Source organism: Arthrobacter sp. MYb213, assembly GCF_002979915.1.
GTDB lineage: Bacteria > Actinomycetota > Actinomycetes > Actinomycetales > Micrococcaceae > Glutamicibacter.
The window spans coordinates 384560-408533 of record NZ_PCQA01000001.1 but is presented as its reverse complement, the minus strand read 5'-3'; the positions used below and the strand labels follow the sequence as shown (position 1 = coordinate 408533).

Genomic DNA, 23974 nt, shown 5'->3' with positions numbered 1-23974 from the left:
GGAAGAGCCACGTGACAACACGCAAGACCCTACCGCCGGAGAATTCACGTTTCGAAGGTTCCAAGGTCTCAGCTTTACCCTTGTCTCCTTCTGAGGATCGTCAATGGGCAATGATGTCGCACTTCGGCGCCATACTCGGTTGCATCCCATCGGCCATCATCTTCGCGGTGTACCGAGACCGGGGGCCCTTCACCTCTCAGGAGTCGAAGGAAGCGTTCAACTTCACGTTCCCGCTCACGATCTTGGCAATCGTCCTGAACGTGCTGACCTTGATCCCTGGCATCGGTTGGATATTCGCTGTACTCACCGTGGCGCTCTGGGTCTACATGACGCTAATGGGCGCCCTCGCCGCCATTCAGGTCAACAAGGGACGCCCATACCGTTACCTCATTAACCTGCGTTTGATGAAGTAACTAACTTTTCTACGCTTTAGAAATCTAATAACTCTCGAACAACCAGGTCGGCCAAGAGCCGGCCTCGTTGCGTTAACACCACAGATCCAGCAAAGGCAGCCTTAGGATCAATCAACTCATCGGCGATTAAACCTGCCACCGCCTTCCGACCATGCTCGTCCAGGTCTGCGATAAGCATTCCACTGCTAAGTCGGGTCAGAAGCATGGTTCGTTCTAACTGGACCGCTTCCGCATTAGGGAACTCACGGCCGTGTCCCGGAGAGATGCCACCGTCGATACGTTGTTGGTACGCGGCAGGATGCTTCACATTCCACCAGCGCAAACCGCCCACGTGCGAGTGTGCTCCAGGGCCTGCGCCCCACCAGTCGCCACCTTGCCAGTAGGCAACGTTATGGCGACACGCGTGCTCTTCACCCTTGGCCCAGTTACTGACTTCGTACCACTGATAACCGGCGGCAGCGAACATCTCATCGGCAAGCTGATACTTTTCGGCATGATCATCATCGTCAATATTAGGAACCTGACCGCGTCGAATCTGCGCCGCCAGTTTAGTTCCCTCTTCGATAATCAGCGCGTAGGCAGAAATGTGATCAGGCTCGTAGGATAGTGCGGCCTCGATACTGGTACGCCAATCTTCAACCGACTCCCCCGGAGTTCCATAGATCAGGTCCACGCTCACATCCAGACCCACCTCACGAGCCCACTGAACTACCTGTGGAACACGCTTGGGGTCGTGGGTGCGTTCTAGGACCGCCAACACATGGGGAACTGCAGACTGCATCCCGAAGGAGACACGGGTAAATCCGCCATCTTTAAGCTCTTGCAGACTTTCACGGGTCACCGAATCGGGGTTCGCCTCGGTGGTGACCTCAGCACCGGGCTTGAGCCCGAATTCACTACTAATGCGGCCGAGTACCGAAACAAGGTCGCTAGCAGGTAGCAAGGTCGGGGTACCACCACCGAAAAATACGGTTTCAATTTCGCGATGCGCAATTTCAGACTTGTCCATCACGCCGCGAGAGAAACTGATTTCCTGGCTTACCGTGGCAGCATAACTGGCCTGGCTCGAACCAGAACCAAGTTCCTTCGCGGTGTAGGTGTTGAAGTCACAATATCCACAGCGCACAGTGCAGAACGGAATATGCACATAGAAGGACATGGTCCGCTCCTGCGCATTGTGCGAACATAATGCGGGGAGCAGACCATCGGCCGGAGCCGGATCGCCGTCAGGCAAAACTGAGGGCATTTACTTCTTTTTCTCTTCACCGGTGGATAGAGCGGCAATGAAGGCTTCCTGCGGAACCTCCACACGACCGACCATCTTCATACGCTTCTTACCGGCCTTCTGCTTTTCAAGCAGCTTGCGCTTACGGCTAATATCGCCGCCATAGCACTTGGCGAGCACGTCCTTGCGAATGGCTCGGATGGATTCACGAGCAATAATGCGTGAACCGATAGCTGCCTGAATTGGCACCTCAAACTGCTGGCGCGGAATTAGTTCACGCAGCTTTCCGGTCATCATGACACCGTAGGCGTACGCCTTATCGCGGTGGGTGATCGCGCTGAAAGCGTCAACCTGATCACCTTGCAACAGAATGTCGACCTTGACGAGGTCGGCAATTTGCGAACCGTCGGCCTTCCAATCCAAGGAGGCATACCCGCGGGTACGTGACTTGAGGTGATCGAAGAAGTCGAACACGATCTCCGCCAGTGGCAAGGTGTAACGCATTTCTACGCGCTCCTCGCTGAGGTAGTCCATGCCACGCAGCGTGCCACGTCGACCCTGGCACAGCTCCATCACCGAACCAATAAATTCGGCCGGGGCAAGGATCGTCGCGGAAACCAGAGGTTCATGAACCTCAAGAATCTTGCCTTCTGGGAACTCCGACGGGTTGGTCACGGTGATCATGACCTTGTCTTCACGCATGACCTCGTACACCACGTTGGGAGCGGTGGAAATCAGATCGAGATTAAACTCGGCTTCCAATCGTTCGCGGGTGATTTCCAGGTGCAACAGACCCAAGAAACCAACACGGAAGCCGAAGCCTAGTGCTACCGACGTTTCTGGTTCATACACCAGTGCAGCGTCGTTGAGCTGGAGCTTATCCAACGCATCGCGCAGCGCCGGGTAGTCACTGCCATCCATCGGGTACAAGCCCGAGAAGACCATTGGCTTCGGATCTTCATAGCCACCCAAAGACTCGGTGGCAGGCTTGATGCTATTGGTGATCGTATCGCCAACCTTGGACTGGCGAACGTCCTTCACACCAGTGATCAGGTAGCCTACTTCACCCACACCCAGGCCCTTACTTGGAACCGGGTTAGGCGCCGAAACGCCAATTTCAAGTAGTTCGTGAGTAGTGCCGGTGGACATCATCTGAATACGCTCACGCGGACGAAGCATGCCGTCAACCACGCGAACATAGGTAACCACACCGCGGTAGGTGTCATACACCGAGTCGAAAATCATTGCTCGAGCCGGAGCATTAGCCACACCCTGGGGTGCCGGCAGCTGCTTGATCACTTCGTCCAACAAGTCTTCAACGCCTTCGCCGGTTTTACCCGAGACCTTCAGTACGTCTTCAACTTCACAGCCAATCAAGTTTGCCAATTCTTCGGCGTACTTTTCCGGCTGAGCGTTAGGCAAATCAATCTTATTGAGCACCGGAATGATGTTCAGATCACTCTCGATGGCCAAGTAAAGGTTAGCCAGGGTCTGCGCTTCGATGCCTTGGGCCGCATCAACCAACAAAATGGCGCCTTCACAGGCCGCCAAGGAGCGAGAAACCTCGTAGGTGAAGTCAACGTGTCCTGGCGTGTCGATCATATTCAGCGCATAGGTCACGCCGTCGACTTCCCACGGCATGCGCACTGCCTGCGATTTAATGGTGATACCGCGCTCGCGCTCGATATCCATGCGGTCCAGGTACTGGGCCTTCATATCGCGCGAGGAAACCACGCCGGTGGACTGCAGCATGCGGTCGGCCAAGGTTGATTTACCGTGGTCGATGTGGGCAATAATGCAGAAGTTACGGATGAGCGACGGATCGGTCGCGGCTGGCACCTGGGCGGTGCGGGCCAATGGAGACACCTAAACAGACCTCATTTACTAACTAAGAATTTACGCGGAATTAGGCTCCATTCTGTCATGATTTACGCGTCACTACCTATTTGGAAGGGCGCGCCCTGATAGTTTGTCGATCATGGCTTTGAATGCACAGAAGATTCTTTCCCTTGTACTGCGTGCGGTTAAACTTTTTAACTCCTCACGTAGCAACGGACCAACTACTACCCGTAGGCCAACTCAGGCACCAAGCCGATCGCGGCACCCGCAGGCAGCTTCTAACGGCCCCGCCGCTCAGTCTGGTTCCGCCTACCCCGGAGATTTTCACGGTACCGTGCACTACGAGTACAACCCGAGCCTCGACGGCGAAGCTGATCCCGGTGAAGTTGTTTGGGGCTGGGTTCCTTACGAGGAAGATCACAACCAGGGCAAAGACCGCCCGGTATTGATTATCGGACGCGATGGGCAGTGGCTCCTAGGCCTGATGTTGACCAGCAAGGACAAAAACTTTGAGGGTCACCAGAATTCGGACTACATGGATATTGGTACCGGTGACTGGGATCGTGAACGGCGGCCAAGCGAGGTCAAGCTAGACCGAATTATTCGGCTCAGTCAAAGTTCGGTGCGCCGCGAGGGTGCAATCCTTGATGAACAGCGTTTTAGCAATGTGGTGAACACCCTAAATAAGCAGCGCTAGGCGTTAGTCGTTGGTCGGCCATTCTGCTAGAGTTAACTCTTGTGTGTCACGCAGGTTGGGTGACACGCCCCCTTTGGGTCGCCATAGGTGCCCCACACCGCTCAGTCGATGGCCCGAAGGATGAACCCTCTACCGACCGTATTTGACGATAAACGAGAGAGTTTATTAAAGTGGCAAACATCAAGTCCCAGAAGAAGCGTAACCTTACCAACGAAAAGGCTCGTCTACGTAACGTAGCAGTCCGCTCGGAGGTCAAGACCCTTATCCGTAACGTCAGCGAGGCAGTCGCCACCGCTGACAAGGAGAAGGCAACTGACGCACTGCGTTTGGCTAGCAAGAAGCTCGACAAGGCAGTTAGCAAGGGTGTTCTTCACAAGAAGAACGCTGCTAACCGTAAGTCGGCAATCGCCAAGAAGGTTAACGCCCTCTAAGCACCGCTAAACTTCAGCAAGATCCTCGAATCCTTAGGGCTTCGGGGATCTTGCGTTTTAACCACCATTTTCATCGTTGCGCTAGCCTGTGAGCATGCCGCAACTCAACAGCTGGATCGGATCCGAGAACACCTCGGTCATCCAACACTGGCAGTTTCCGGTCGGAACTGACCAGGTATGGAACGCATTGACGCAAGGCACCCAGCTAAGTATGTGGCTTGGTGAGCCACGCCTGGCAAATTTCGAAGTCGGACAGGTTGTGGAAATTCAACACGCCCCAGACTACTGGTGCACTTGTCTTATCCAACGGTGCGATCCAGCGAAACTCTTGATCATGACGTGGAAGTTCCCCGACGAGAACCTTTCAATGCTGGAACTACGACTCACCGGCAACTCAACGGGTACCAAGTTATCGCTCGTACACAGTCAGCTGTCGGATCAAGCTACTAATTACCTCACCGGCTGGCAGACACACCTACAGTATCTCGAGGATCTACTTTGCGGTGCGCCTCGCCCGATGGCAGACTTTTGGTCCCTTTACGAGGAATTAGCCGCAGAAGCCAAGCAAGCGAACTAACGTTTTGGGGCTTTGGACGCGATGAACAAGATGGCACGTTCTAAGGCATAACCTGGAGAACGGCCACCACCTTTAACCATGCGATCCGTTTGCGCAATATTTTCAATGCACAAGGCAACATCCGCACGCTTCCACCCGCGGGCCTGCTGCTGAGCAGCCTGCACCTGCCACGGTGCCATACCGAGTTCTGAAGCCAACGATGCCGCAGGCTCATTGACTCCAAGCACCTTGGCCAATTGACGAATTTTCATCGCCAAAGTTGCAACAATGGGAATCGGATCAGTTCCGGTATCCAATGAATGGCGCAAGGTAGTTAAGGCGAGCTGCGCATTTCCTGCCAGCGCCGCATCTGCCACCTTGAAGGCTGTTGCTTCAATACGTCCGCCGTAATAGCGATCCACTACTTCTTGGTCGATGGTCCCAGTGGTGTCTTGAATCAGCTGATGACAGCTTGAGCCAAGCTCTGCCAACGAATTGCCCACCGCTGCAACCAACGTCTTCACCGCGTCGTTAGTGATTCGACGTTTGGCGGCCTTAAACTCTGCCTGCACAAAATCGATTTTTTCAGCATCGCGCTTGATTGGCTGGCAATTGACAATCAACGCTCCGGCAGCCTTGATGGCGTCCAATAGTTTCTTGCCACGAGTGCCGCCCGAATAATGCAGAATCAGCACATTCTCTGGGGCCGGATCTTTGAGGTAGCTCAGGGCGTCTTTGAGGAAGTACTCGTTCATGCTGGCCAGGTCATGGACTTCGACTAGATTGGCGCTAGAGAACAGTGAGGAGCTCGTGGCAAGCAACAGTTCTCCGGGCTCATAGGTGGCCGCGTTGAGTCGCGTATGTTGAATGTCTTCGCGTGTTGCCGCTTGGCTACGCAATAGTTCGAACGCCCGGGAAGCCAGATATTGTTCGGATCCGGTCAGTAGGATCAGTGGTTGAGGAGTTAAATCCCTCCACGATATTCCCGGGGATGCTTGCGCGCGTGCCATCGAGCTCCTTTATGCGTCGTGCGTTACCTTGATCCTACCGAACTACGGCTCCAATCGCCTTGGCCAGCACCTTGTCTGCTTCGAATGTGAGCAGAACACTACCTTCCTGATCCGTCCTGATAACTTTCGAGCCCACCTGTGTGGCGGCGTCAAGAATTTGTTGGTGTGGATGACCGTAAGAATTGTCTTCGCCCACGGATACCAAAATCACTTGGGGTTTGAGTTTCTCGATGATTTCGACCCCACCGTTCTTCGCCCCATGATGCGAGGCTTTGAGCACTTGGACCGGCGGTTGAGGCTGGCTCGCCAGCAACTGATGCATCGCAGCTTCCTCTAAGTCCCCGGCAGTAAAGAAGCTGACTACTCCCCCATCCAAAATAAAGTCGAAGATGATCACCAAAGAGGTGTCATTAGGCTCTGCGTAGCGTGCGCTGACCTCATCAGGGCCGATCACCCGGTAGCGTACTTCGTCGGTGCCACCGCTATCCCCCGGGCCGATAACTTCCGCGCCCTGCCAGAGATCCGGGGTGAAACCAGAAGAAACTAATCGCTCACCTATTTTGATTCCGGAAGCCTCTATTTGGGGTATTCCACCAAAATGATCGGCATGCTCGTGGGTAATAAACACCTTGGACAGCGTGGTGATTCCTAATCGTTTCACGCAAGATTCCACGTCCCCATCGGGCGTACCCGAATCCAACAGCCACGCTTCTCCTGGTCCGGTATGGATCATAAAAGCATCCCCCTGGCCAACATCACACATTGCAACGTGCCATTCCCCGCCAAGATCTGGACGATAGAACAAGGTCGCCGGCACAACAATCGCAGACATCGCCACCAGCGCTGCGATCAAGCCGCCAGCAGCGACGCGATGCACCGCCAAATGTTCACTTTCACGGCCAGTCACAAGCAATACGGTGAAAACCACCGAGAATCCAATGGCCAGACTGATACCGGCAAGCCCCGCTGGCCAGGGGCGCGAAGCACCCGGTAACTCCACCACCCATAACGCTACTTTCCCGATCCAACCGGCCGGCAATCCAGGCACCCACACCAGCAGCTGAACTAGGCCGGGCAAAGCAGTACACAACAATAAACAGAGCACACCGACGGTAGTGATCAGCGGCAACAATGGAGCTACTACAAGGTTCGCGGGCAGTGAGTACAAACTAAAGTTTGAATTCAACGCAATAATCACCGGAAGGCAGGTGAACTGGGCGGCACAACAAATTGCGGTGAGCTGGGCAAACCACGGCGGGAAAATACGCGAGAAAATCTCGGTAAGCGCCGGAGTCAGCACGATGATACCTAGGGTCGCTAGCACCGATAATGCGAAGGCCGGATCTACCGCGCGCGAGGAATCCAGATGAAGCAAGATCGTCGCGGACAAGCTCAGAATTCCCAGTGAACCCCGGCCACGACCAAGTAGCAGCGAGATAGTGGCGATCATTCCCATTAGTCCGGCCCGAAGTACGCTGGGATCTGGTCCCACAAACCAAATAAACAGCCCCAAAAACGCGATGCTCAAGATGGCCGCAGGGATTCTGGGCACGGTAAAAAGTCGCAGGAGCACCAACACCATCGCCCCAAGCAACGCCACATTTGAGCCGCTCACCGCGGTCAAATGGCTCAAGCCACTATTTTTCATGGCGGTCGAGAGTTCTTCGTTTTGCCCCGACCGGTCCCCATAGAGCATTCCGGGTAGTAAACCCCGAGCTTCGGCACTGAGCTCCTGCAAGCTGGACGAGAACCGTGTTTTTAGGTAATCGGCGGCGTTGAGATCTTGCGTGCTGAGCACGACCGGCGCACTCTGCGCCCTAGCCCACCAGGCAAACGAACCATTTGAATCGGTGGCTTGCAGAGCAAGGATTGTTTCGAAGCGATCGGCCGTGACATCGAGATGGTAGGGCACGCTCAGATACACCTCAAGTGGACAGCTAACCCATTGGTCTTCATTCCAGTATTTGAGAATCTGCGCAGCGCCTTGGCTGACAGCATCCGCGCCTACCCTGGGTTGCTCATCGAAGGCGACGATCACCTTGCGTTGCTGTTCAGCGTCGCCGGGCAATAAACACTCATTGTTTCCAGAGCCCAGAGCGCTGACACTGATCGCAGCTAAAAGCAATAACAACGGCCCGGTAAACCAGGGTGCCGATGAGGGTGAGTCGTGACGCTGGCGCAGTAGAAATGCCAGAATCACGAAGAAGAGCACCAGCACCACCAGCATTAGTGGCAAGGCCGGTTTCAAATACGCGGTCAGCCATGCACCGGCAAGCACCCATAAACCGCGAAAATCTGTTTTCACGGGACCACCAGCTCGGAAAGTTCGCCCAGCAGTACCGGCCCAATACCGGAGACCGCGTCGAGTTGCTCCACGCTGGTAAACGGGCCATTTTTGCTGCGGAAGTCGATAATGCGTTTGGCTAACGCTGGACCTATCCCAGGCAAGGTCATCAGCGTTTGATCATCGGCCTGGTTCAACGAGATCTTCGCCCCGGCGCCGGGAGCTTTCGTAGCTTCGGCCGGCGCGCTGCTGCTGCTGGCACCGGGCAAAATGATTTGTTGCCCGTCGGTGAGTTTGGCCGCCAGATTAAGAAGTTCCGGCGCAGCCTTTTTATTCATCCCGCCGGCCTTGTTAATGGCGTCGATGATCCGCGAACCCTCGGCTAATTCATACACTCCGGGTTTTTTGACCGCACCGACCACATGCACGGTAATCATGTTGACCGCTTGGGTCGCGGCAGGATGTTCTGGATCGGCGACCAACGGGATTGCTTCTAATTCTTCGGCGGCCGGTGGCGGGGCAAAAATAATGGAGAAGGCGACCCAAACCAGCACCACAAGCACCAACACGAGCGCGGCCACGCGCGACACGGCGAAGCGCAAACGGGTCGGCCGTGGCGCAAATTTAGAGAAGAAGTCGTGGCGCCCCATGAGCCACAGTTTGCGCCAGACTTAGTCGTTGATGCGCTGCACGGCGTCGGGTTGTGGATTCAGTGGGCCCACGGCCACCCCGAGGACCCCAATCCCGGTGTGTGCGGCGAGCACTGCCGGCAGGGATTCGATCTGCACCGGCTCATCGCTGAGCGAAGCTAGCTCGTTGGCCACTTCAGTAGCTAACTCCGCTGCCCCAAAATGCATTACTCCGATACGTACCGGCCCTTCAGCCTTGCTGGCCGCATCGGTACCCAGCGCTACCAGTCGGGCTTGGGCGCGAGCAAAAGAACGTGGCTTTTCAATGGGTTGAATCAGCCCCTCGTCGATGTGCAGGATCGGTTTGACGTTGAGCAGGTTACCGAGCACCGAGGAGATCGTGCTGATCCGCCCACCACGGCGTAACTGCTCGAGGCTTGGCACCGCAAAATAGACAGAATTTTGGGTGGCCGAGCGCGCGATCTGGGCCAACATTTCACGCGGTGCGCCGGCCTGCCGGGCGGCCAGCACATCGGCGACGGCAAAGCCCTGGGGCATCGCGACGGTACGCGTATCGATCACGGTCACCGGCAGCTGAACATCCTTTGCTGCCAGCCGTGCCGCGTCCACCGTGCCCGACAGCTGACCGGACATGTGAATAGAGATAATTGACTCACAACCGGCGTCCTGCAGTTGCCGGTAAACCTTCGTGAATTCCCCCGGGGCTGGGCGTGAGGTCTTCACCGATTTGCCCATCGCCAGGCCCATCATCAGCGCGTTCAGATCATCGCCGTGCACATGGTTGTCGACGATAATGGGGATATTCACGCAAGCGAAGTCGGTACTTTGCAGCAAGCTGCTAGGCAGACAGGCGGCGGAATCTGTCACCACGCCGATCCGGGTACGCGAAAGCCCACGCGGGGCCAGCCATTTAGGCAGCCAGCCCGCGCGTGGACTCTTCGTGCGTTCGCTCATGGGTCGAGCCTACGGTGCCGGAACCACATTCACGAGCTTCGGCGCACGGACGATCACTTTCAGCGGCTCCTTGCCATCAAGCATGCGGATCACCGTTTCGTTGGCCAAAGCCTGCTCACGCAGATCATCCTCGGAGATATCCAGCGGAACCTCGAGGCGCGCGCGGACCTTGCCCTTGATCTGCACCACGGCGGTGACGGTGTCATCGATGAGCAACGACTCGTCAACCTGCGGCCAGGCGCTGTTGACGACGCTTGGCTCGTAGCCCAGCTGAGCCCACATGTCTTCGGCCGTGTATGGCGCGAACATGCTCAACAGCTGCGCGGTGACCGTTGCGGCCTCGCGGACCGCAGGGTCACTGGCGCCGGCACCGGAGTCGATGGTTTTACGCGCCGCGTTGACCAATTCCATGGTCTTGGCGATCACCACGTTAAACTTGCCCGAGTCCAGCAATTGAGCGGCCTCGTGCACGGTGCGGTGAGTAACCTGACGCAAGGACTTCTCGCCGGTGGTGTAATCCACGTCCTGCGTGCTTTGCACGTCCTGGGCAATACGCCAGGCGCGCGCCAAGAACTTCTGCGAGCCCGATGGGGACACATCGGCCCAGTCCACGTCGTCCTCCGGTGGGGAGGCGAAGATCATGGTCAGACGCACCGCGTCCACACCAAACTTGTCCAGCTGCTCACCCAAGTCAACACCGTTGCCCAGCGACTTGCTCATCGCCTTGCCACCGTTGAGTACCTGACCCTGGTTCAGCAACGCACTAAATGGTTCGTCCACGTCGATCAAGCCCAGATCAAAAATGACCTTGGTGAAGAAGCGCGAGTAGAGCAGGTGCAAAATCGCGTGCTCTACACCGCCGACGTACTGGCCAACCGGCATCCAATCGCGCACTGCCTGCGGGTCAAATGGACCCTCGGTGTAATGCGGGGAAACGAAACGCAGGAAGTACCAGGAGGAATCGACAAAGGTATCCATGGTGTCGGTGTCGCGCTTGGCGGCGCCGCCACACTTCGGGCAGTCCACGTTGACCCACTCTTCGACGGCAGCCAGCGGGCTGGTGCCCTTCGGAGCGAGCTGCTCGCCGCGCAGGTTATCTGGCAGGCGTACCGGTAGCTGGTCATCGGGAACCGGAACCTCGCCGCAGTCGGCGCAGTGAATGATCGGGATCGGGGTACCCCAGAAGCGCTGGCGCGAGAGCAGCCAGTCGCGCAGCCGGTAGTTGATCGTGTGCTCACCGGTGCCGGCGGCCTCAACGATTTCGATCGCCTTCGCGACGGCCTCGGTCTTGGACAGACCGGAGAGCTCACCGGAGTTGATCAGCTGGCCCTCGCCGGTGGTCGCGGTTCCGGAAACTGCCGGATCCTCTTCACCGGTTTCGACGACCACGCGCACCGGCAGGTCGAAGGCGCGAGCAAAGTCCAAGTCACGCTGGTCGTGCGCGGGCACGGCCATAATTGCACCGGTACCGTAATCGGCCAGCACGTAGTCCGCGGCCCACACCTGCAGCTTCTCGCCATTGAGTGGATTGATCGCGTAACGACCCAAGAACACGCCGGTCTTTTCACGTTCCGAGGACTGACGTTCGATCTCGGAGAGTGCTTTAACCTGCTCCTGGTATTCTTCCAGGGCGGTGCGGTGCTCGTCGGTGACCAGCTCGCCAGCCAGCTTGGCGTCGGCGGCAACAACCATGAAGGTCGCACCGTACAAGGTGTCCGGACGGGTGGTGAAGACCGGGATCTTCACTTCTTCCAGCTGATCCTGCGCGGCGATGGAGAAGGTCACCTGGGCGCCCTCGGAACGGCCGATCCAGTTCTTCTGCATCAGCAGCACGCGCTCAGGCCAGTGCCCCTTGAGCCCGTCCATATCTTCGAGCAGACGATCGGCGTAATCGGTGATCTTGAAGTACCACTGGTTCAGCGACTTCTTGGTCACCGCGGTGCCACAACGCTCACAGGCACCGTTAACTACCTGCTCATTGGCCAACACGGTCTGGTCCGTAGGGCACCAGTTCACCGGGTGGTCCTTGCGGTAGGCCAGGCCCTTTTCGTAAAACTTGTTAAACAGCCACTGGGTCCAGCGGTAGTATTCCGGATCCGAGGTGTGCAACCGGCGGTCCCAGTCGGCGGAGATCGCATAACGCTTAAAGCTCTGCGCCTGGGTGTCGATGTTCTTGTAGGTCCACTCCGCCGGGTGCGCATTGCGCTTAATCGCGGCGTTTTCCGCTGGCAGGCCGAAGGAATCCCAGCCTATCGGATGCATCACGTCATAGCCACGCAAGCGCCAGTAACGCGACACCACATCGCCCATAGCAAAAGCCTCGGCGTGACCCATGTGCAGGTCACCGGAGGGGTACGGGAACATATCCAGCACATAGCGACGCTCGCGGCTGCCGTCATCGGCGGGCTTGAACACTTCAAGTTCGTCCCACACCGGTAGCCACTTGGACTCGAGGTCCTTAAAATCGTAGGTTCTGGGTTCGTTCGTCGATGATGTCACTGAGCTCTTCTCACACACTTGCGGAAAAATTTCCTGACGGAAAACTTGGTTCGGGTCCAGACACAACAAAAGCCCCCAAATCACCACTCGGGGGTACGGCCATTGGCCGTGCTTAGCCTAGGTTGCGCTGAAAATGCATACGCCGATTCTATCGCAGTTCAACTCGCAACGGCGCATCCGTGAAATGCCGACTCCACCACCGGTGAAATGTCATCGCTCACAACCCGCACGTCGTTGTCCGATGAATTCTTACACCGCTTATCCACAGCCGGCACCCACGGCGGCCCAACGCATCGCTGCCGGGCCAACAATGGCTTCATGAACACCGAAGCACTCATCGCCACCTTGCACACCCTGTGCGCCGCCCCGCTTCAGCTCGGGACGCAACTCACCGGTGCCATGATGCTGCGCTTAGGCACTCTAGCCCTCGCCCTGTTCACCGCTATTGGTCAACTAGTGCATCAACAGCGCGATCCACGCCTCGTACTTGCCTACTGTGACCTCGTGGAAAAATTCGCTCAGCAGGTTCACCACGAACAACTGGCCACCGCCCTTGATGCCCAGCTCAGCGGTGCGCACGCGCTGAGTCTTGAAAGTTTCGATCGGTTACGCGCCGGCACCTGCGCGCTAGAGGGTGAACCGGAACTCGCCGTGGGCCGGACCTGTTACAAATCTGCCGGAGGCTTGCTGGCCGCGTGGTTAGGGCTGAACTATTTCGAGGCACAACGGCGCATCGACGACGCCTACCTGCTTATCGGCCGGCGCACCGCTCAGGGTGAATCTTGCGAGCCACGCTTACCGGCATTGGCAAGACTCTATGCCGAGGGTGGCGCAGACCGACGCAGCATCACGGCCACCGCCCGCAGACTTGAAAAACTCGAACCCAAAGACACCACCTTCGACGGCATCCCGGACCAGCTCACCGCCAGGGATACCGACGGGCAACTCTTAGAGGTCCACGCCGCCCGCGCCCTAGCACAGCTCGGTCCCAATGCTGCCCGCAAGGAAATCAGTACTCGGATCGGAATCTACAAGGAACTGCACACCGAAAAACAGCCACCGGCGCTGGGTCTATTCATCGGCCCGGTCATCCAAGGCGTTCACGAATTCACCCTGCGCACCTTGGCCTCCCACGCTCAGGTGATCCGTTCGATCCGCGTGCAATCGGCAGACTGGCGCACCCAAGCAGGCAAAGCCGCTCGTAACGCAACCGCAGAACCTGACACTGATGCTCCTGCGCCGTCGCCAGAAGCGAACACGCAGCAGCCAGTTGCTGATACCGCGGTAACACCCAGCGACCCGCCCAGTGACCCATCCTGGTTACAGCCCGAGACCCCGATGCCCGCGTGGGCTAAGTCGGCCGATGAGCCGTCTGTAGCCGATGGCACCGCGCACTGCACCGCGCAGCCCGAACCAGTGGGCAGTGCCAATGATGTCCTCACCCCGGAGCTCCGCGCACTGAACGCCTTCATGGCCGTACTTACAGCCACTTCCACCGGCGGAAAGTTCAAGCCAGTCATTCCGCGCATCTTCGTTTATATGTGGCTAAGTGACCTACAGAATCTCGCCGAAGCTCACGGTGTCACCTCAAATGGGGTGAACTTACCGCCGGGCGAACTTCGACGCACCTTAGCCGACGCCAATATCATTCCGGTGGTCTTGGGCGGTAACAGCCAACCGCTAGATCTGGGCCGCTCCAGACGCTATCACGAGGGGTATGTCCGGGCGGCAGTGTTAGCGCGCGATCGCGGCTGCATTGTGCCGGACTGCACCACGCCGCCAGATCACGTAGAAATAGATCACTATCAACGCGCGTGGGCCGATGGCGGGACCACCAGTGTGCAGTCCGGGGCAGGACTGTGTCCCGAGGGGCATCACAGTCGCCACGTTGATCAGATTAAAATCGTCGACGTCGATGGCCTACCCCACGTGATCCTGCCTGCCCATCTGGACCCTGAACAAAAACCTCGGCGCAACACCTATTGGGGAGCCCTGCAACTAGGAGACTCCCCCGACCGGGAGGAAACGCCACCCGATCCACCCGAGGAAAGTTAGCCAGCAGACCGTGCCCGCCGAACCCCCAATCCCCCACCGGCCGGCACCCGAAAAAAACGCAGACCTCGAACCCTTTGCTCAGGGGTTCGAGGTCTGCGTTTGTGCGTGTTGACGCTGATTAAGCTTTGGTGTCTTCGTCTACCCAGTCAAAGGTACGAGTCACTGCCTTCTTCCAAAGGCGCAGGCTACGTTCGCGCTCCGCGTCTTCCATCGCCGGCTCCCAACGCTTGTCCTCAGACCAGTTCGATTCCAGCTCGCCAAGGTCCTTCCAGAAGCCCACTGCCAGGCCAGCTGCATAGGCAGCACCCAGCGCGGTGGTTTCGGTAACCTTCGGGCGAACCACGGGTACCCCAAGAATATCGGCCTGGAACTGCATCAACGCCTCGTTGGCCACCATGCCACCGTCGACCTTCAACTCGGTCAGCGGCACCTCGGCGTCGGCGTTAACAGCATCCAGCACCTCGCGGGTCTGGAATGCGGTAGCTTCCAATGCGGCACGGGCAATGTGGTTTTTATTCGCAAAGCGGGTCAAGCCCACGATTGCGCCACGTGCTTCGGCCCGCCAATAGGGTGCGAAGAGACCGGAGAACGCAGGCACGATGTACACGCCACCGTTATTATCAACCTTGGCCGCCAGCTCTTCGATCTCCGGAGCGGTCGCGATCATGCCGATATTGTCGCGTAGCCACTGCACCAGTGAACCGGCTACCGCAATGGAGCCTTCCAGCGCGTAGACCGGAGCGGCGTCGCCCAGCTTATAGGCCATCGTGGTCAGCAGCCCGTTAGAGGAATGCACGATCTCGGTGCCGGTGTTGAAGATCAAGAAGCAACCGGTACCGTAGGTGTTCTTCGCGGTACCCGCGGTGAACGCTGCCTGGCCGAAGGTGGCAGCCTGCTGGTCACCTAAGATACCGGCCACAGGCACTTCGCGCAGCAACTGGTTGCCCGCCACCGTGCCATACACCTCGGAGGAGGAACGTATCTGCGGCATCATCGATACCGGCACACCGAAGTCGGCAAGGATTTCTTCATCCCACGCCAGCGTCTTCAGGTCCATGAACAAGGTGCGCGAGGCATTGGTGACGTCGGTGACGTGCACGCCGCCGTCGATGCCACCGGTCAGGTTCCACAACACCCAGCTATCGGTGGTGCCGAAGATCAGATCCCCGGCTTCCGCACGTTCCCGTGCGCCTTCCACGTTGTCCAGAATCCACTTGATCTTCGTCCCGGAGAAGTAGGTTGCCAGTGGCAGCCCGACCCGGTCCTTGTAACGATCCATTCCGCCATTGGCAGCCAGTTCGTCAACGATCTCTTGGGTTCGGGTATCTTGCCAAACAATCGCGTTGTACACCGGTTCGCCGGTGTTCTTATCCCACACCACGGCGGTTTCGCGCTGGTTGGTAATGCCAACTACTTCGATGTCGTGTCGGGTCAGGTTCGCCTTGGACAACGCCTGGCCGATCACCTCGCGGATGTTGTTCCAGATTTCAGCCGCATCGTGCTCTACCCAGCCGGCGGCCGGGAAGATCTGCTCGTGCTCCAGCTGACCGACGGAGATGACCTCGCCGGCATGATCGAAGACGATGGCTCGGGAACTTGTGGTTCCTTGGTCAATGGCGATGACATATTTTTCAGTCATGATTCACATCTCTCTTTCTAGAACATCAGGCCGGCGCCGACGCCGCCCAGTAGACCACCAATGACTGGACCGGCGATTGGAACCCACGAGTAGGCCCAGTCAGAGGATCCCTTGCCCTTGATGGGAAGGATAGCGTGCGCCAGTCGTGGACCGAGGTCACGTGCTGGGTTGATAGCGTAGCCGGTCGCGCCACCAAGAGATAGGCCGATGGCCACCACTAGCAACGCGACGGCCAGTGGACCGAGCTGGTGCGGGGTTTTGCCCAGACCTGCAATCACGAAGACCAGCACAAAGGTACCGAAAATCTCGGTGACCATATTCCAGCCATACGCACGAATCGCGGGGCCAGTGGCGAATACGCCAAGCTGCGTTCCGGCGTTCTGCTTGTCATCGAGGTGCTTTTTATAGGCCAACCAGGTACCGACGGCACCTAGGAAGGCACCAATGAGCTGAGCGAGGAAGTAGAGCATGGTGTTGGCGAATGTTTTGGCAACACCTGGTGCATATTCGGCGACGTCCGGATTCACCAGCAGCCCGATCGTAACCGCCGGGTTCAGGTGCGCACCGGAAATACCGGCGATCCAGACACCGCAGTAAACGCCCAAGCCCCAGCCGAAGCTGATCGCCAGCCAACCGGCGGCGCTACCGAGGGTGCCCTTGAGTGCGACGTTGGCGCATACGCCCGAGCCCATGAGGATGAGAATGAAAGTGCCGGCTAATTCGGCAAGAAACACGTGAGTGGACAACGTTGACCTCTTAGTGGTTTCGAAAGCCGGCGGCAACCTACCGCCGGCCGGTGCAGGTTACGCGAGGATGACCCCATGGCTTTCTGCAAGTACCGAGAGCGAATGGTCGATCTCGGCTGCGGTCTGGGCCTGATTCCAGCCCATTGGTGTTGCGAGGTGCGAGGCGACCTCGGTGACCAAATCTTTAGTGACCAACCCGCGGAAGGCGAGGTTGGTGCGGCGAATAAATACATCGATCAAGCGCCCGACCTGCTCGTGTGAGACCAGGTAGGAAAGTTCTTGAACCGACAGTTCACTGCTGTGCGTCAGAAGCTCTTCGTGCTCGCCCACTTCGGCAAGCACCCGATCCGCTCCGGTGCCATAGCGCTCGAGCAGTACGCGAAGCCGCGCATGCGGAGCACGGTCTTCACGGGCCGCATACCAGGCGGCCAGCTGGCCTTCATTGGTGGGGAAGTTCTTGCCGCCGCCAATAGCCACACCCTGGGTACTGTGCTTTTCGCTCTCGCCCAGGAAGTCCAGCGCCTTGCCGCCGAGGTTTTCGGCCAGCGCGCGGAAGGTGGTCCACTTGCCGCCGATCAGCGAAAGCATCATGGTGGAATCGGTCAGCCGGGTTTCCTTCACCTGGTAATCACGGGAAACGAAGCCCGGGGCGGTGTCGTCGTGGTTCGGCAGTGGACGCACACCGGAGAACTTGTAGACGATCTGCTCTTCGCTCACGGAAATTCGCGGGAAGACCTGGCCGATCAAATCGAAGAAGTACGCAACTTCCTCGTCGGTGCAAACCGCCGGTTCACGCATGTCGTGCTCCAGGTCGGTGGTTCCCACCAGTACCCGACCGAGCATTGGGTAGATCAAGACGATGCGGCCGTCTTCGTTTTCGAAGAAAATTTCGCGTCCGCCGGTCGCCGCCAGCAGCTCTGGGTGATCAAGCACGATGTGTGAGCCCTTGGTGCCGCCGGTCCACTTGGTGTTTTTACCAAGCTCAGCGTTGGTCAGATCCACCCAGGCACCGGTGGCGTTGATGATGACCTCGGCTTGGAAGTCGAACTGCTCGCCGGTCAGCACGTCGCGCAGCGTCGCGGTGCCGTCGGTGACGGTGGCTAGCTCCACGTAGTTGCTAGCTCGCGCCTGATCGTTGGCACCCAGACCGTCGCGCAACACATCGAGGGTCAGGCGTTCTGGATTGTGCACCGAGGCGTCGAAGTAGGTGGCGGTGTATTTGACGTCCTCGCGCAGTTCTGGCAGGTCCTTGCGGGCCGCCTTGGTGCCTTTGAAGTTGTGCCATGGGGTGTTGCGTCCACCGATGCCGGCGAACACGTCGTACATGATCAGTCCGGCTTTAATGAGCGCGGCACCGCGCTCGGTAGGCTTCCCGGACTTGTGAGTCAAGAAACGGATCGGTGCGCTGAGCATGCCGGAGAAGGTGGAGAAAATCGGAATGGTGGTCTGCAACGGCTTCACGTAGTGCGGAGCGATCTCCAGCAACGAATTACGTTCCTGGACCGACTCGTGTACGAGGCGGAATTCACCGTTTTCGAGGTAACGGATCCCACCGTGGATCATATGTGAGCTCGCGCCGGAGGCTCCTTGGCAGTAATCGCCACGCTCTACCAGTGCCACATCGATTCCCTGCATCGCTAAGTAGCGGAAGGTTGCCACACCATTGATGCCACCGCCGACAACGAGCACCCGTGCCTTTGGCCGTGCACGTAGTTGCTCTAGCTGGTCCCGATTCACGATTGCATGCCCCTTTATTGACTGTTCGTATCTGTCAACAGTTAGTCTTGTCACCATGGAACAAAACGGTCAAACAAAATGCACAAACGTGCAGAAATGGTCCGATTGATGCACAAATCACCCGGCACCGGACCCTATAAGCTGCCAAATCCTGGCACATCCGTGCAGGCGAACCCGAAAGCCAAGGACGCCTTGCGCGCCGCACAGTTGTATTACCTGCAGGACATCAAGATGGAGGTGATCGCCCGGGAATTGGGAGTCTCCCGGTCTACGGTGTCGCGGTTGCTCGCCCACGCCAAACGCACCGGAATGGTCTCGGTGAAGATCAACCCCTCGGCTAACCTGTCGGCATTGGTCAGTAACCAGCTAGCCGAAAAATACGGGATCAACGTGCATTTAGTACCCACCGACGGTTCGATGGATGACACCGAATTGCTCCAACGCGTCTCGGCGCATGCGGCCTACCTACTGGGCACGATCGTGTCCTCCTCAATGACCGTGGGTGTCGCCTGGGGGCAGACCATGCAGGCGGTCTCCGCGGCCCTGGCCGGGCACCCCACCCACGACTCGGTGGTCGTGCAGCTGAATGGAGCGGCCAACCCGGTCTCCAGTGGGGTGCGCTACGCCAGCGAAATCCTGACCCGCTTCGGCCAAGCCTTCACCGCCCGCACCGAACAGTTCCCGGTCCCGGCTTTTTTCGACAAAGCCAGCACCCGCGAGGCGATGTGGCAGGAAACCTCGATACGCCGCGTACTCAACATCCAACGTGAAATGAATTTGGCGGTCTTCTCCTTGGGAGCTGCCAACTCTAACCTCGCCTCACAGGTGTACCGCGGCGGTTACCTCAGTAAGGCCGAAACTCGGCAGCTCAGTGAAATGGGTGTGGTGGGAGACGTCGCGACGGTCTTTTTCGATAAAAGCGGCGACGACGCACACATTGAGATCAACGCTCGAGCCACCGGGCCCACCCTGGCAGAACTGCGCAAGGTTCCACGGCGCTTCTGCGTGGTCTCGGGCCGCGGCAAGTTAGAAGCCGTCCGCGGGGCGCTCAACGGCCAGCTGATCACCGAGCTAGTCATCGATGAGGGCACCGCGCTGGCCCTGCTGGACGGGTAGGGTTAAATACATGACGCCACGCACCGAACTGGTCACCACCCATACCTTGCACGGATCCACCACCAAGGTCTACAGTTACCCGGCCAGCACGCAGCCAAGCGCCGGAACTATTTTTGCGATCCACGGTTTTCGTGGCGATCATCATGGGCTGCAACGCATCGTTGACCAGCTGCCGCAATACACCATCATCGTGCCCGATCTGCCAGGTTTCGGCCACTCCAGCTCGATGCAATTACCCCACGACGTCCACGGTTATGCGGCGGCTTTATCCACGTTGGCCGACGAGTTCGCCCTGCCAGCTGGCACCATCTTGCTCGGACATTCTTTTGGCTCGCTGGTGGCTGCCAAACTTGCCACCGAACGCGATTTTTCCGGGCTCGTGCTGCTGAACCCGATCTCCGAGCTAGCGTTGGATTCTTCGCAGGCACTGATGGCCAAACTCACCGGTTTTTACTACGAGGTCTGCGCAAAGCTACCCGAACGCCTTGGTTCGGCGGTGCTGCGCTCGAAGTTATTCTCCGACGCCATGAGCGTGGTGATGACCAAGAGTAAAGATCGCGCCATGCGCCAGTACGTTCGCGAACAGCACCGCGCCTACTTTGGCGGCTTTCATTCACGCGTGAGCCTCGCCCAGGCCTATCAGGCCTCCATTGCGCACACCGTGGGCGAATACAGCGCAGATATTCACATTCCGGTACTCATGGTCGGCGGGATGCTCGACGAGTTAGGCACCCCGGAAACCCAAGAGAACCTTCGGGCAAGCTTTGCCGACGCGCGGCTAGTCATACTGGACAACGTCGGACACCTGATTCACTACGAAAAGGCCGGCGACACCGCGGCGGCGATCGACAAATTTCTGCAGCACCTGCCGAGCTAATCTCGAGCTAAAGCACCTCGTCGGGATCCACCGCGATGTTCACTACCGGATCTTTAGCCGCGGACATTCGCGCCCGCAAGGCTCGCAGTGAGGTGGTCACTAGCTGGCCGTCGGCGTAGGAAAAGAACAGCACATAGCGGTGTTCGATCGGTGGGCCATCAATAATCGTCGGACCGTGCACCGCCAGCTTTTCACGCAGTTGTGGTGACATGGCCGCGATCAGCCTTTCGGCCCCGGGCCCGGAGACCACCGCGCTACGTACCGCCGGAGGCAGTCCCAGTTCACGGCGCTCCCCCAGTTCACGTTCGGCAAAACTGGCCGGGTCATATCGCACCAGCGCCGCACCGGCCGGGCTTGGCGTGCCGGTCAGCACCACGACCCCCTCAGCTGAGGCCAAGGAGGCAGCGCTAAACCAACGACTGAGCACCTCTTCGGTATTACGAAGGGAATCATGAGCCATCATCTTATCCGCGTCCAGTAGCAGCACCGCACTGTAGCCGCCGTCCACCACCGGCTCCACCCCGGGGGTTGCCACCACCAGCGCAGGTTTTCGCTCCAGCCGACGCACCGGTTTAGCCCCGGTAGAAGAAATCACCGGCACCTTGGCAAAGGCCTGACCCAACTCCTCGGCGGTACGATCCGCGCCAATGCTTGCCGCGCGAATCCGTGGCGAATTACATTCGGCACAACGGTATTCGCGATACTGTTCGCCACACCATTTGCAGGAAATATGGTGGCTTGACCCGCCAAGTTGTAACGGTCCCTGACAGGCCGGGCAGCGCGCCAACGTACGGCAGTCCTGACAGGCTAACGCGGGCATAAAACCGGTGCGCGCCACCTGCACCAGCACCGGCCCGGTCTCCAGAGCCTTCGTCGCTTCACGCCAGGCAAGGGACGGGATCCGGGCGCGGGCGAGCACCGGGTCGCGTTCCATTTCAAAATCATTGGTGGTGGCCACCACGCGTGGAGTCTGCGCGCGCAACACCGCTCGGGCCACCTTCAGTTCCGTGGCCCAACCGGTAGCCACCAGGCGCTGGGCCTCCACCGAACGCGACGGTGAGGCAATAAGTAGCGAGCAGTCGCTGTGGGTGCTGCGCAACAACGCCACCTCGCGCGCATGCTGATACGGCGCGCGCTGTTCACGGTGGGATTGATCCGCGTCTTGCCAGAGCACGATCAGCCCCAGCTGCGGGATATGACATTGCGCGGCGGAACGGGTGCCGATAACGATCTGCACCTGCCCACCGATGGCACGCAGGAAATTTCGGTACCGTGGGGTCGGCCCATCGTCGGCCTGCAGCCGCCCATAACTATCTTTGCCGAAGTGCTCGTCTAGGTGTTCGGCCAGTCGGGCCAGATCGCTGGCGTCGGGCACCAGCAGCAGCACGCGCTGCCCGCGGGCCAGCACCGGCCGGCAGGCATCGAGCAAAAATCCGGGCCAGGAGCCATAAAAGTTCGGCACCCAGGTGGCTACCGCGCGCAGCGTTTCCCCGTTGGCCCACGCCTGCAGGGTTTCGGGACCCAACTCGTAATGTTCGAGCTGATTTGGATGCTCGGGCAACGTGGGAGCTACCTCTTGCAGCTCTTCCTTTTCGACCTTGGCCGCGCGCGGCGGAACGGCTAAGCGCACCACATCCCACACGGTTCCGGCATAACGCTGCGCCACGAGTTCGGCGACCTCATACACCTCGCGGTGTAGCACCACCTTGTCGCTAACCAGTTTGGAGAGCGCCTTGAGCTTGATCGGCGAGGCGTAGTCTTCAAGCACCTCGGTGATAAAACCGGGCAGTTGTTGCGCCCCAAAGGGCACCTTCACGCGCGTGCCGGCCACCGCGGTGGATACCATCGATTCGGGCACCTGATAGTCGAAGAGCCGGTCTAGATGTGGCACGGAAGAATCAATCAGCACCCGAGCAACCCGCTTAATACGGGCCGGCTCGGGTGCTGATATGAGGGCGTCTTGCTGCACGCTAGGTCCTAGACGTTAAACCAGCTGCGCAGCGCATCCACGCGGTCGGTACGCTCCCAGGTGAAGTCGTTGTCGTCACGTCCAAAGTGGCCGTGCGCGGCGGTTTTACGGTAGATCGGACGCAACAAATCTAGGTCTTCGATGATGCCCAGTGGGCGCAGGTCAAAGATCTCGTTGATGGCGCGGGTAATCTTGGCCGGGTCCACGGTTTCGGTGCCGAAGGTCTCCACGTACAGACCCACCGGACGAGCCACGCCGATGGCGTAGGCAACCTGAACTTCGGCGCGGCGAGCAAGCCCCGCGGCGACGACGTTCTTCGCTACCCAACGCATCGCGTAGGCGGCCGAACGGTCAACCTTGGAAGGATCCTTGCCGGAGAACGCGCCGCCACCGTGGCGGGCAAATCCGCCGTAGGTGTCTACGATGATTTTGCGTCCGGTCAGTCCCGCGTCGCCTACTGGCCCGCCGATCACGAAGGGACCCGAAGGGTTCAGGATCACGTTGGTGCTTGAGGTGTCCAGATTTGAACGCTCAAGAATCGGGGTGACAACCTCTTCGAGCAGGTCTGCCTTCAAGGTCGCCAATTCGTATTCCGAGGCGTGCTGGCTGGAAACGACCACGGTGTCGATGGAGACCGGGGTGTCCCCGTCGTAGCCGATAGTGACCTGAGTCTTGCCGTCCGGACGCAGCAACGGCATGCGTCCGTTCTTGCGCACCTGGGTCAGCCGTTCGGACAGCCGGTGGGCTAGGAAGATCGGGGTAGGCATCAGCGAATCGGTTTCATCCGAGGCGTAGCCAAACATCAGACCTTGGTCGCCGGCACCCTGCATATCGCGTGGGTCCTTGGCGGTGCCTTCACGCGCTTCGAGCGAGTTAAACACGCCGTCGTGGATTTCCTGGGACTGCTGTCCGATCGACACCGACACGCCACAGCGCGCTCCGTCAAAGCCGTTGGCCGAGGAGTCGTAGCCGATGTCCAAGATGGTGCTGCGCACGATCTCGGGGATCTCCACGTAGCCGTTGGTGGTCACCTCTCCGGCCACATGCACCAGTCCGGTGGTGGTCAGCGTTTCGACGGCGACCTTAGAGTTCGGGTCCTGCGCCAGCATGGCGTCGAGGATCGCATCCGAGATCTGGTCGCAAATTTTGTCTGGGTGTCCCTCGGTAACGGATTCCGAGGTGAAAAGACGAAGTTCGGGGGTAGTTGAAGTCACCTTTTTACTCTATCTGGTCTGACCGACCGATTGGCTTTAGTTGCGACGTTACGTGACCAAACA

19 protein-coding genes are annotated in these 23974 nt (G+C 58.6%); 7 read left to right on the top strand and 12 right to left on the bottom strand.

The window, feature by feature from the left end:
* Positions 1 to 11 precede the first annotated feature (11 nt).
* Positions 12 to 413 (top strand): DUF4870 domain-containing protein, encoded by a 402-nt coding sequence (locus CQ011_RS01915; RefSeq protein WP_105674119.1) that lies wholly within the window; start codon positions 12 to 14, stop codon positions 411 to 413.
* Between the two features lie 16 nt (positions 414 to 429).
* Here CQ011_RS01915 and hemW read toward each other — a convergent pair whose 3' ends face one another.
* Together hemW and lepA are read right to left on the bottom strand one after the other, a co-directional pair.
* Entirely contained in the window at positions 430 to 1659 is a 1230-nt protein-coding gene (hemW, locus tag CQ011_RS01910; protein ID WP_105674117.1) for a radical SAM family heme chaperone HemW, read from the bottom strand.
* Positions 1660 to 3504, bottom strand: coding sequence for a translation elongation factor 4 (lepA, locus tag CQ011_RS01905; protein ID WP_105674115.1), 1845 nt, complete (start codon positions 3502 to 3504; stop codon positions 1660 to 1662).
* A gap of 112 nt (positions 3505 to 3616) precedes the next feature.
* Between lepA and CQ011_RS01900 the strand changes: the two genes are divergently transcribed.
* From CQ011_RS01900 to CQ011_RS01890, 3 genes are all read left to right on the top strand, one after another.
* Positions 3617 to 4174 (top strand): type II toxin-antitoxin system PemK/MazF family toxin, encoded by a 558-nt coding sequence (locus tag CQ011_RS01900; protein WP_105674113.1) that lies wholly within the window; start codon positions 3617 to 3619, stop codon positions 4172 to 4174.
* A 170-nt stretch (positions 4175 to 4344) separates the two neighbouring features.
* On the top strand, positions 4345 to 4605 hold the full coding sequence (gene rpsT / locus CQ011_RS01895; RefSeq protein ID WP_096257737.1) for a 30S ribosomal protein S20: 261 nt from the start codon (positions 4345 to 4347) through the stop codon (positions 4603 to 4605).
* A gap of 94 nt (positions 4606 to 4699) precedes the next feature.
* The gene (locus CQ011_RS01890) at positions 4700 to 5182 is read left to right on the top strand and encodes an SRPBCC domain-containing protein (protein ID WP_105674111.1); all 483 of its coding nucleotides are present in this window, start codon (positions 4700 to 4702) and stop codon (positions 5180 to 5182) included.
* Here the strand turns inward: CQ011_RS01890 and holA are convergent.
* From holA to leuS, 5 genes are read right to left on the bottom strand one after another with little or no spacing between them, the layout of a single operon-like run.
* Positions 5179 to 6171 (bottom strand): DNA polymerase III subunit delta, encoded by a 993-nt coding sequence (gene holA / locus CQ011_RS01885; RefSeq protein WP_105674108.1) that lies wholly within the window; start codon positions 6169 to 6171, stop codon positions 5179 to 5181. The two genes, CQ011_RS01890 and holA, sit on opposite strands and share 4 nt — an antisense overlap.
* Positions 6172 to 6205: 34 nt before the next feature.
* Entirely contained in the window at positions 6206 to 8476 is a 2271-nt protein-coding gene (locus CQ011_RS01880) for a ComEC/Rec2 family competence protein (RefSeq protein ID WP_105674106.1), read from the bottom strand.
* Positions 8473 to 9105, bottom strand: a complete 633-nt coding sequence (locus CQ011_RS01875; protein ID WP_105674104.1) for a ComEA family DNA-binding protein — start codon at positions 9103 to 9105, stop codon at positions 8473 to 8475. The genes CQ011_RS01880 and CQ011_RS01875 overlap by 4 nt, the downstream gene beginning before the upstream one ends.
* Positions 9106 to 9126: 21 nt before the next feature.
* A complete protein-coding gene (locus CQ011_RS01870) occupies positions 9127 to 10059 on the bottom strand; it encodes a DegV family protein (protein ID WP_105674102.1) in 933 nt (310 codons plus the stop codon).
* Between the two features lie 9 nt (positions 10060 to 10068).
* A complete protein-coding gene (gene leuS / locus CQ011_RS01865; protein ID WP_181147953.1) occupies positions 10069 to 12558 on the bottom strand; it encodes a leucine--tRNA ligase in 2490 nt (829 codons plus the stop codon).
* 318 nt (positions 12559 to 12876) lie between these two features.
* Here leuS and CQ011_RS01860 point away from each other — a divergent pair, with 318 nt between their 5' ends.
* Positions 12877 to 14613: a DUF222 domain-containing protein gene (locus tag CQ011_RS01860; RefSeq protein WP_181147952.1), complete on the top strand. Its 1737-nt coding sequence runs from the start codon at positions 12877 to 12879 to the stop codon at positions 14611 to 14613.
* Positions 14614 to 14731: 118 nt separating this feature from the next.
* Here CQ011_RS01860 and glpK read toward each other — a convergent pair whose 3' ends face one another.
* Genes glpK through CQ011_RS01845 form a run of 3 tightly spaced genes read right to left on the bottom strand, consistent with a single transcriptional unit; the run spans position 14732 to position 18792 of the window.
* A complete protein-coding gene (gene glpK, locus CQ011_RS01855; RefSeq protein WP_105674098.1) occupies positions 14732 to 16252 on the bottom strand; it encodes a glycerol kinase GlpK in 1521 nt (506 codons plus the stop codon).
* A gap of 17 nt (positions 16253 to 16269) precedes the next feature.
* On the bottom strand, positions 16270 to 16998 hold the full coding sequence (locus CQ011_RS01850) for an MIP/aquaporin family protein (RefSeq protein WP_105674096.1): 729 nt from the start codon (positions 16996 to 16998) through the stop codon (positions 16270 to 16272).
* A 57-nt stretch (positions 16999 to 17055) separates the two neighbouring features.
* A complete protein-coding gene (locus CQ011_RS01845) occupies positions 17056 to 18792 on the bottom strand; it encodes a glycerol-3-phosphate dehydrogenase/oxidase (protein WP_105674094.1) in 1737 nt (578 codons plus the stop codon).
* A 51-nt stretch (positions 18793 to 18843) separates the two neighbouring features.
* Here CQ011_RS01845 and CQ011_RS01840 point away from each other — a divergent pair, with 51 nt between their 5' ends.
* Positions 18844 to 19851, top strand: a complete 1008-nt coding sequence (locus CQ011_RS01840; RefSeq protein ID WP_146112540.1) for a sugar-binding transcriptional regulator — start codon at positions 18844 to 18846, stop codon at positions 19849 to 19851.
* A 10-nt stretch (positions 19852 to 19861) separates the two neighbouring features.
* Positions 19862 to 20728 (top strand): alpha/beta fold hydrolase, encoded by an 867-nt coding sequence (locus tag CQ011_RS01835; protein ID WP_181147951.1) that lies wholly within the window; start codon positions 19862 to 19864, stop codon positions 20726 to 20728.
* 7 nt (positions 20729 to 20735) lie between these two features.
* Here CQ011_RS01835 and CQ011_RS01830 read toward each other — a convergent pair whose 3' ends face one another.
* Both CQ011_RS01830 and metK read right to left on the bottom strand, forming a co-directional pair.
* Positions 20736 to 22697: a primosomal protein N' family DNA-binding protein gene (locus tag CQ011_RS01830; RefSeq protein ID WP_105674090.1), complete on the bottom strand. Its 1962-nt coding sequence runs from the start codon at positions 22695 to 22697 to the stop codon at positions 20736 to 20738.
* 8 nt (positions 22698 to 22705) lie between these two features.
* On the bottom strand, positions 22706 to 23911 hold the full coding sequence (metK, locus tag CQ011_RS01825) for a methionine adenosyltransferase (RefSeq protein WP_105674088.1): 1206 nt from the start codon (positions 23909 to 23911) through the stop codon (positions 22706 to 22708).
* Positions 23912 to 23974 lie beyond the last annotated feature (63 nt).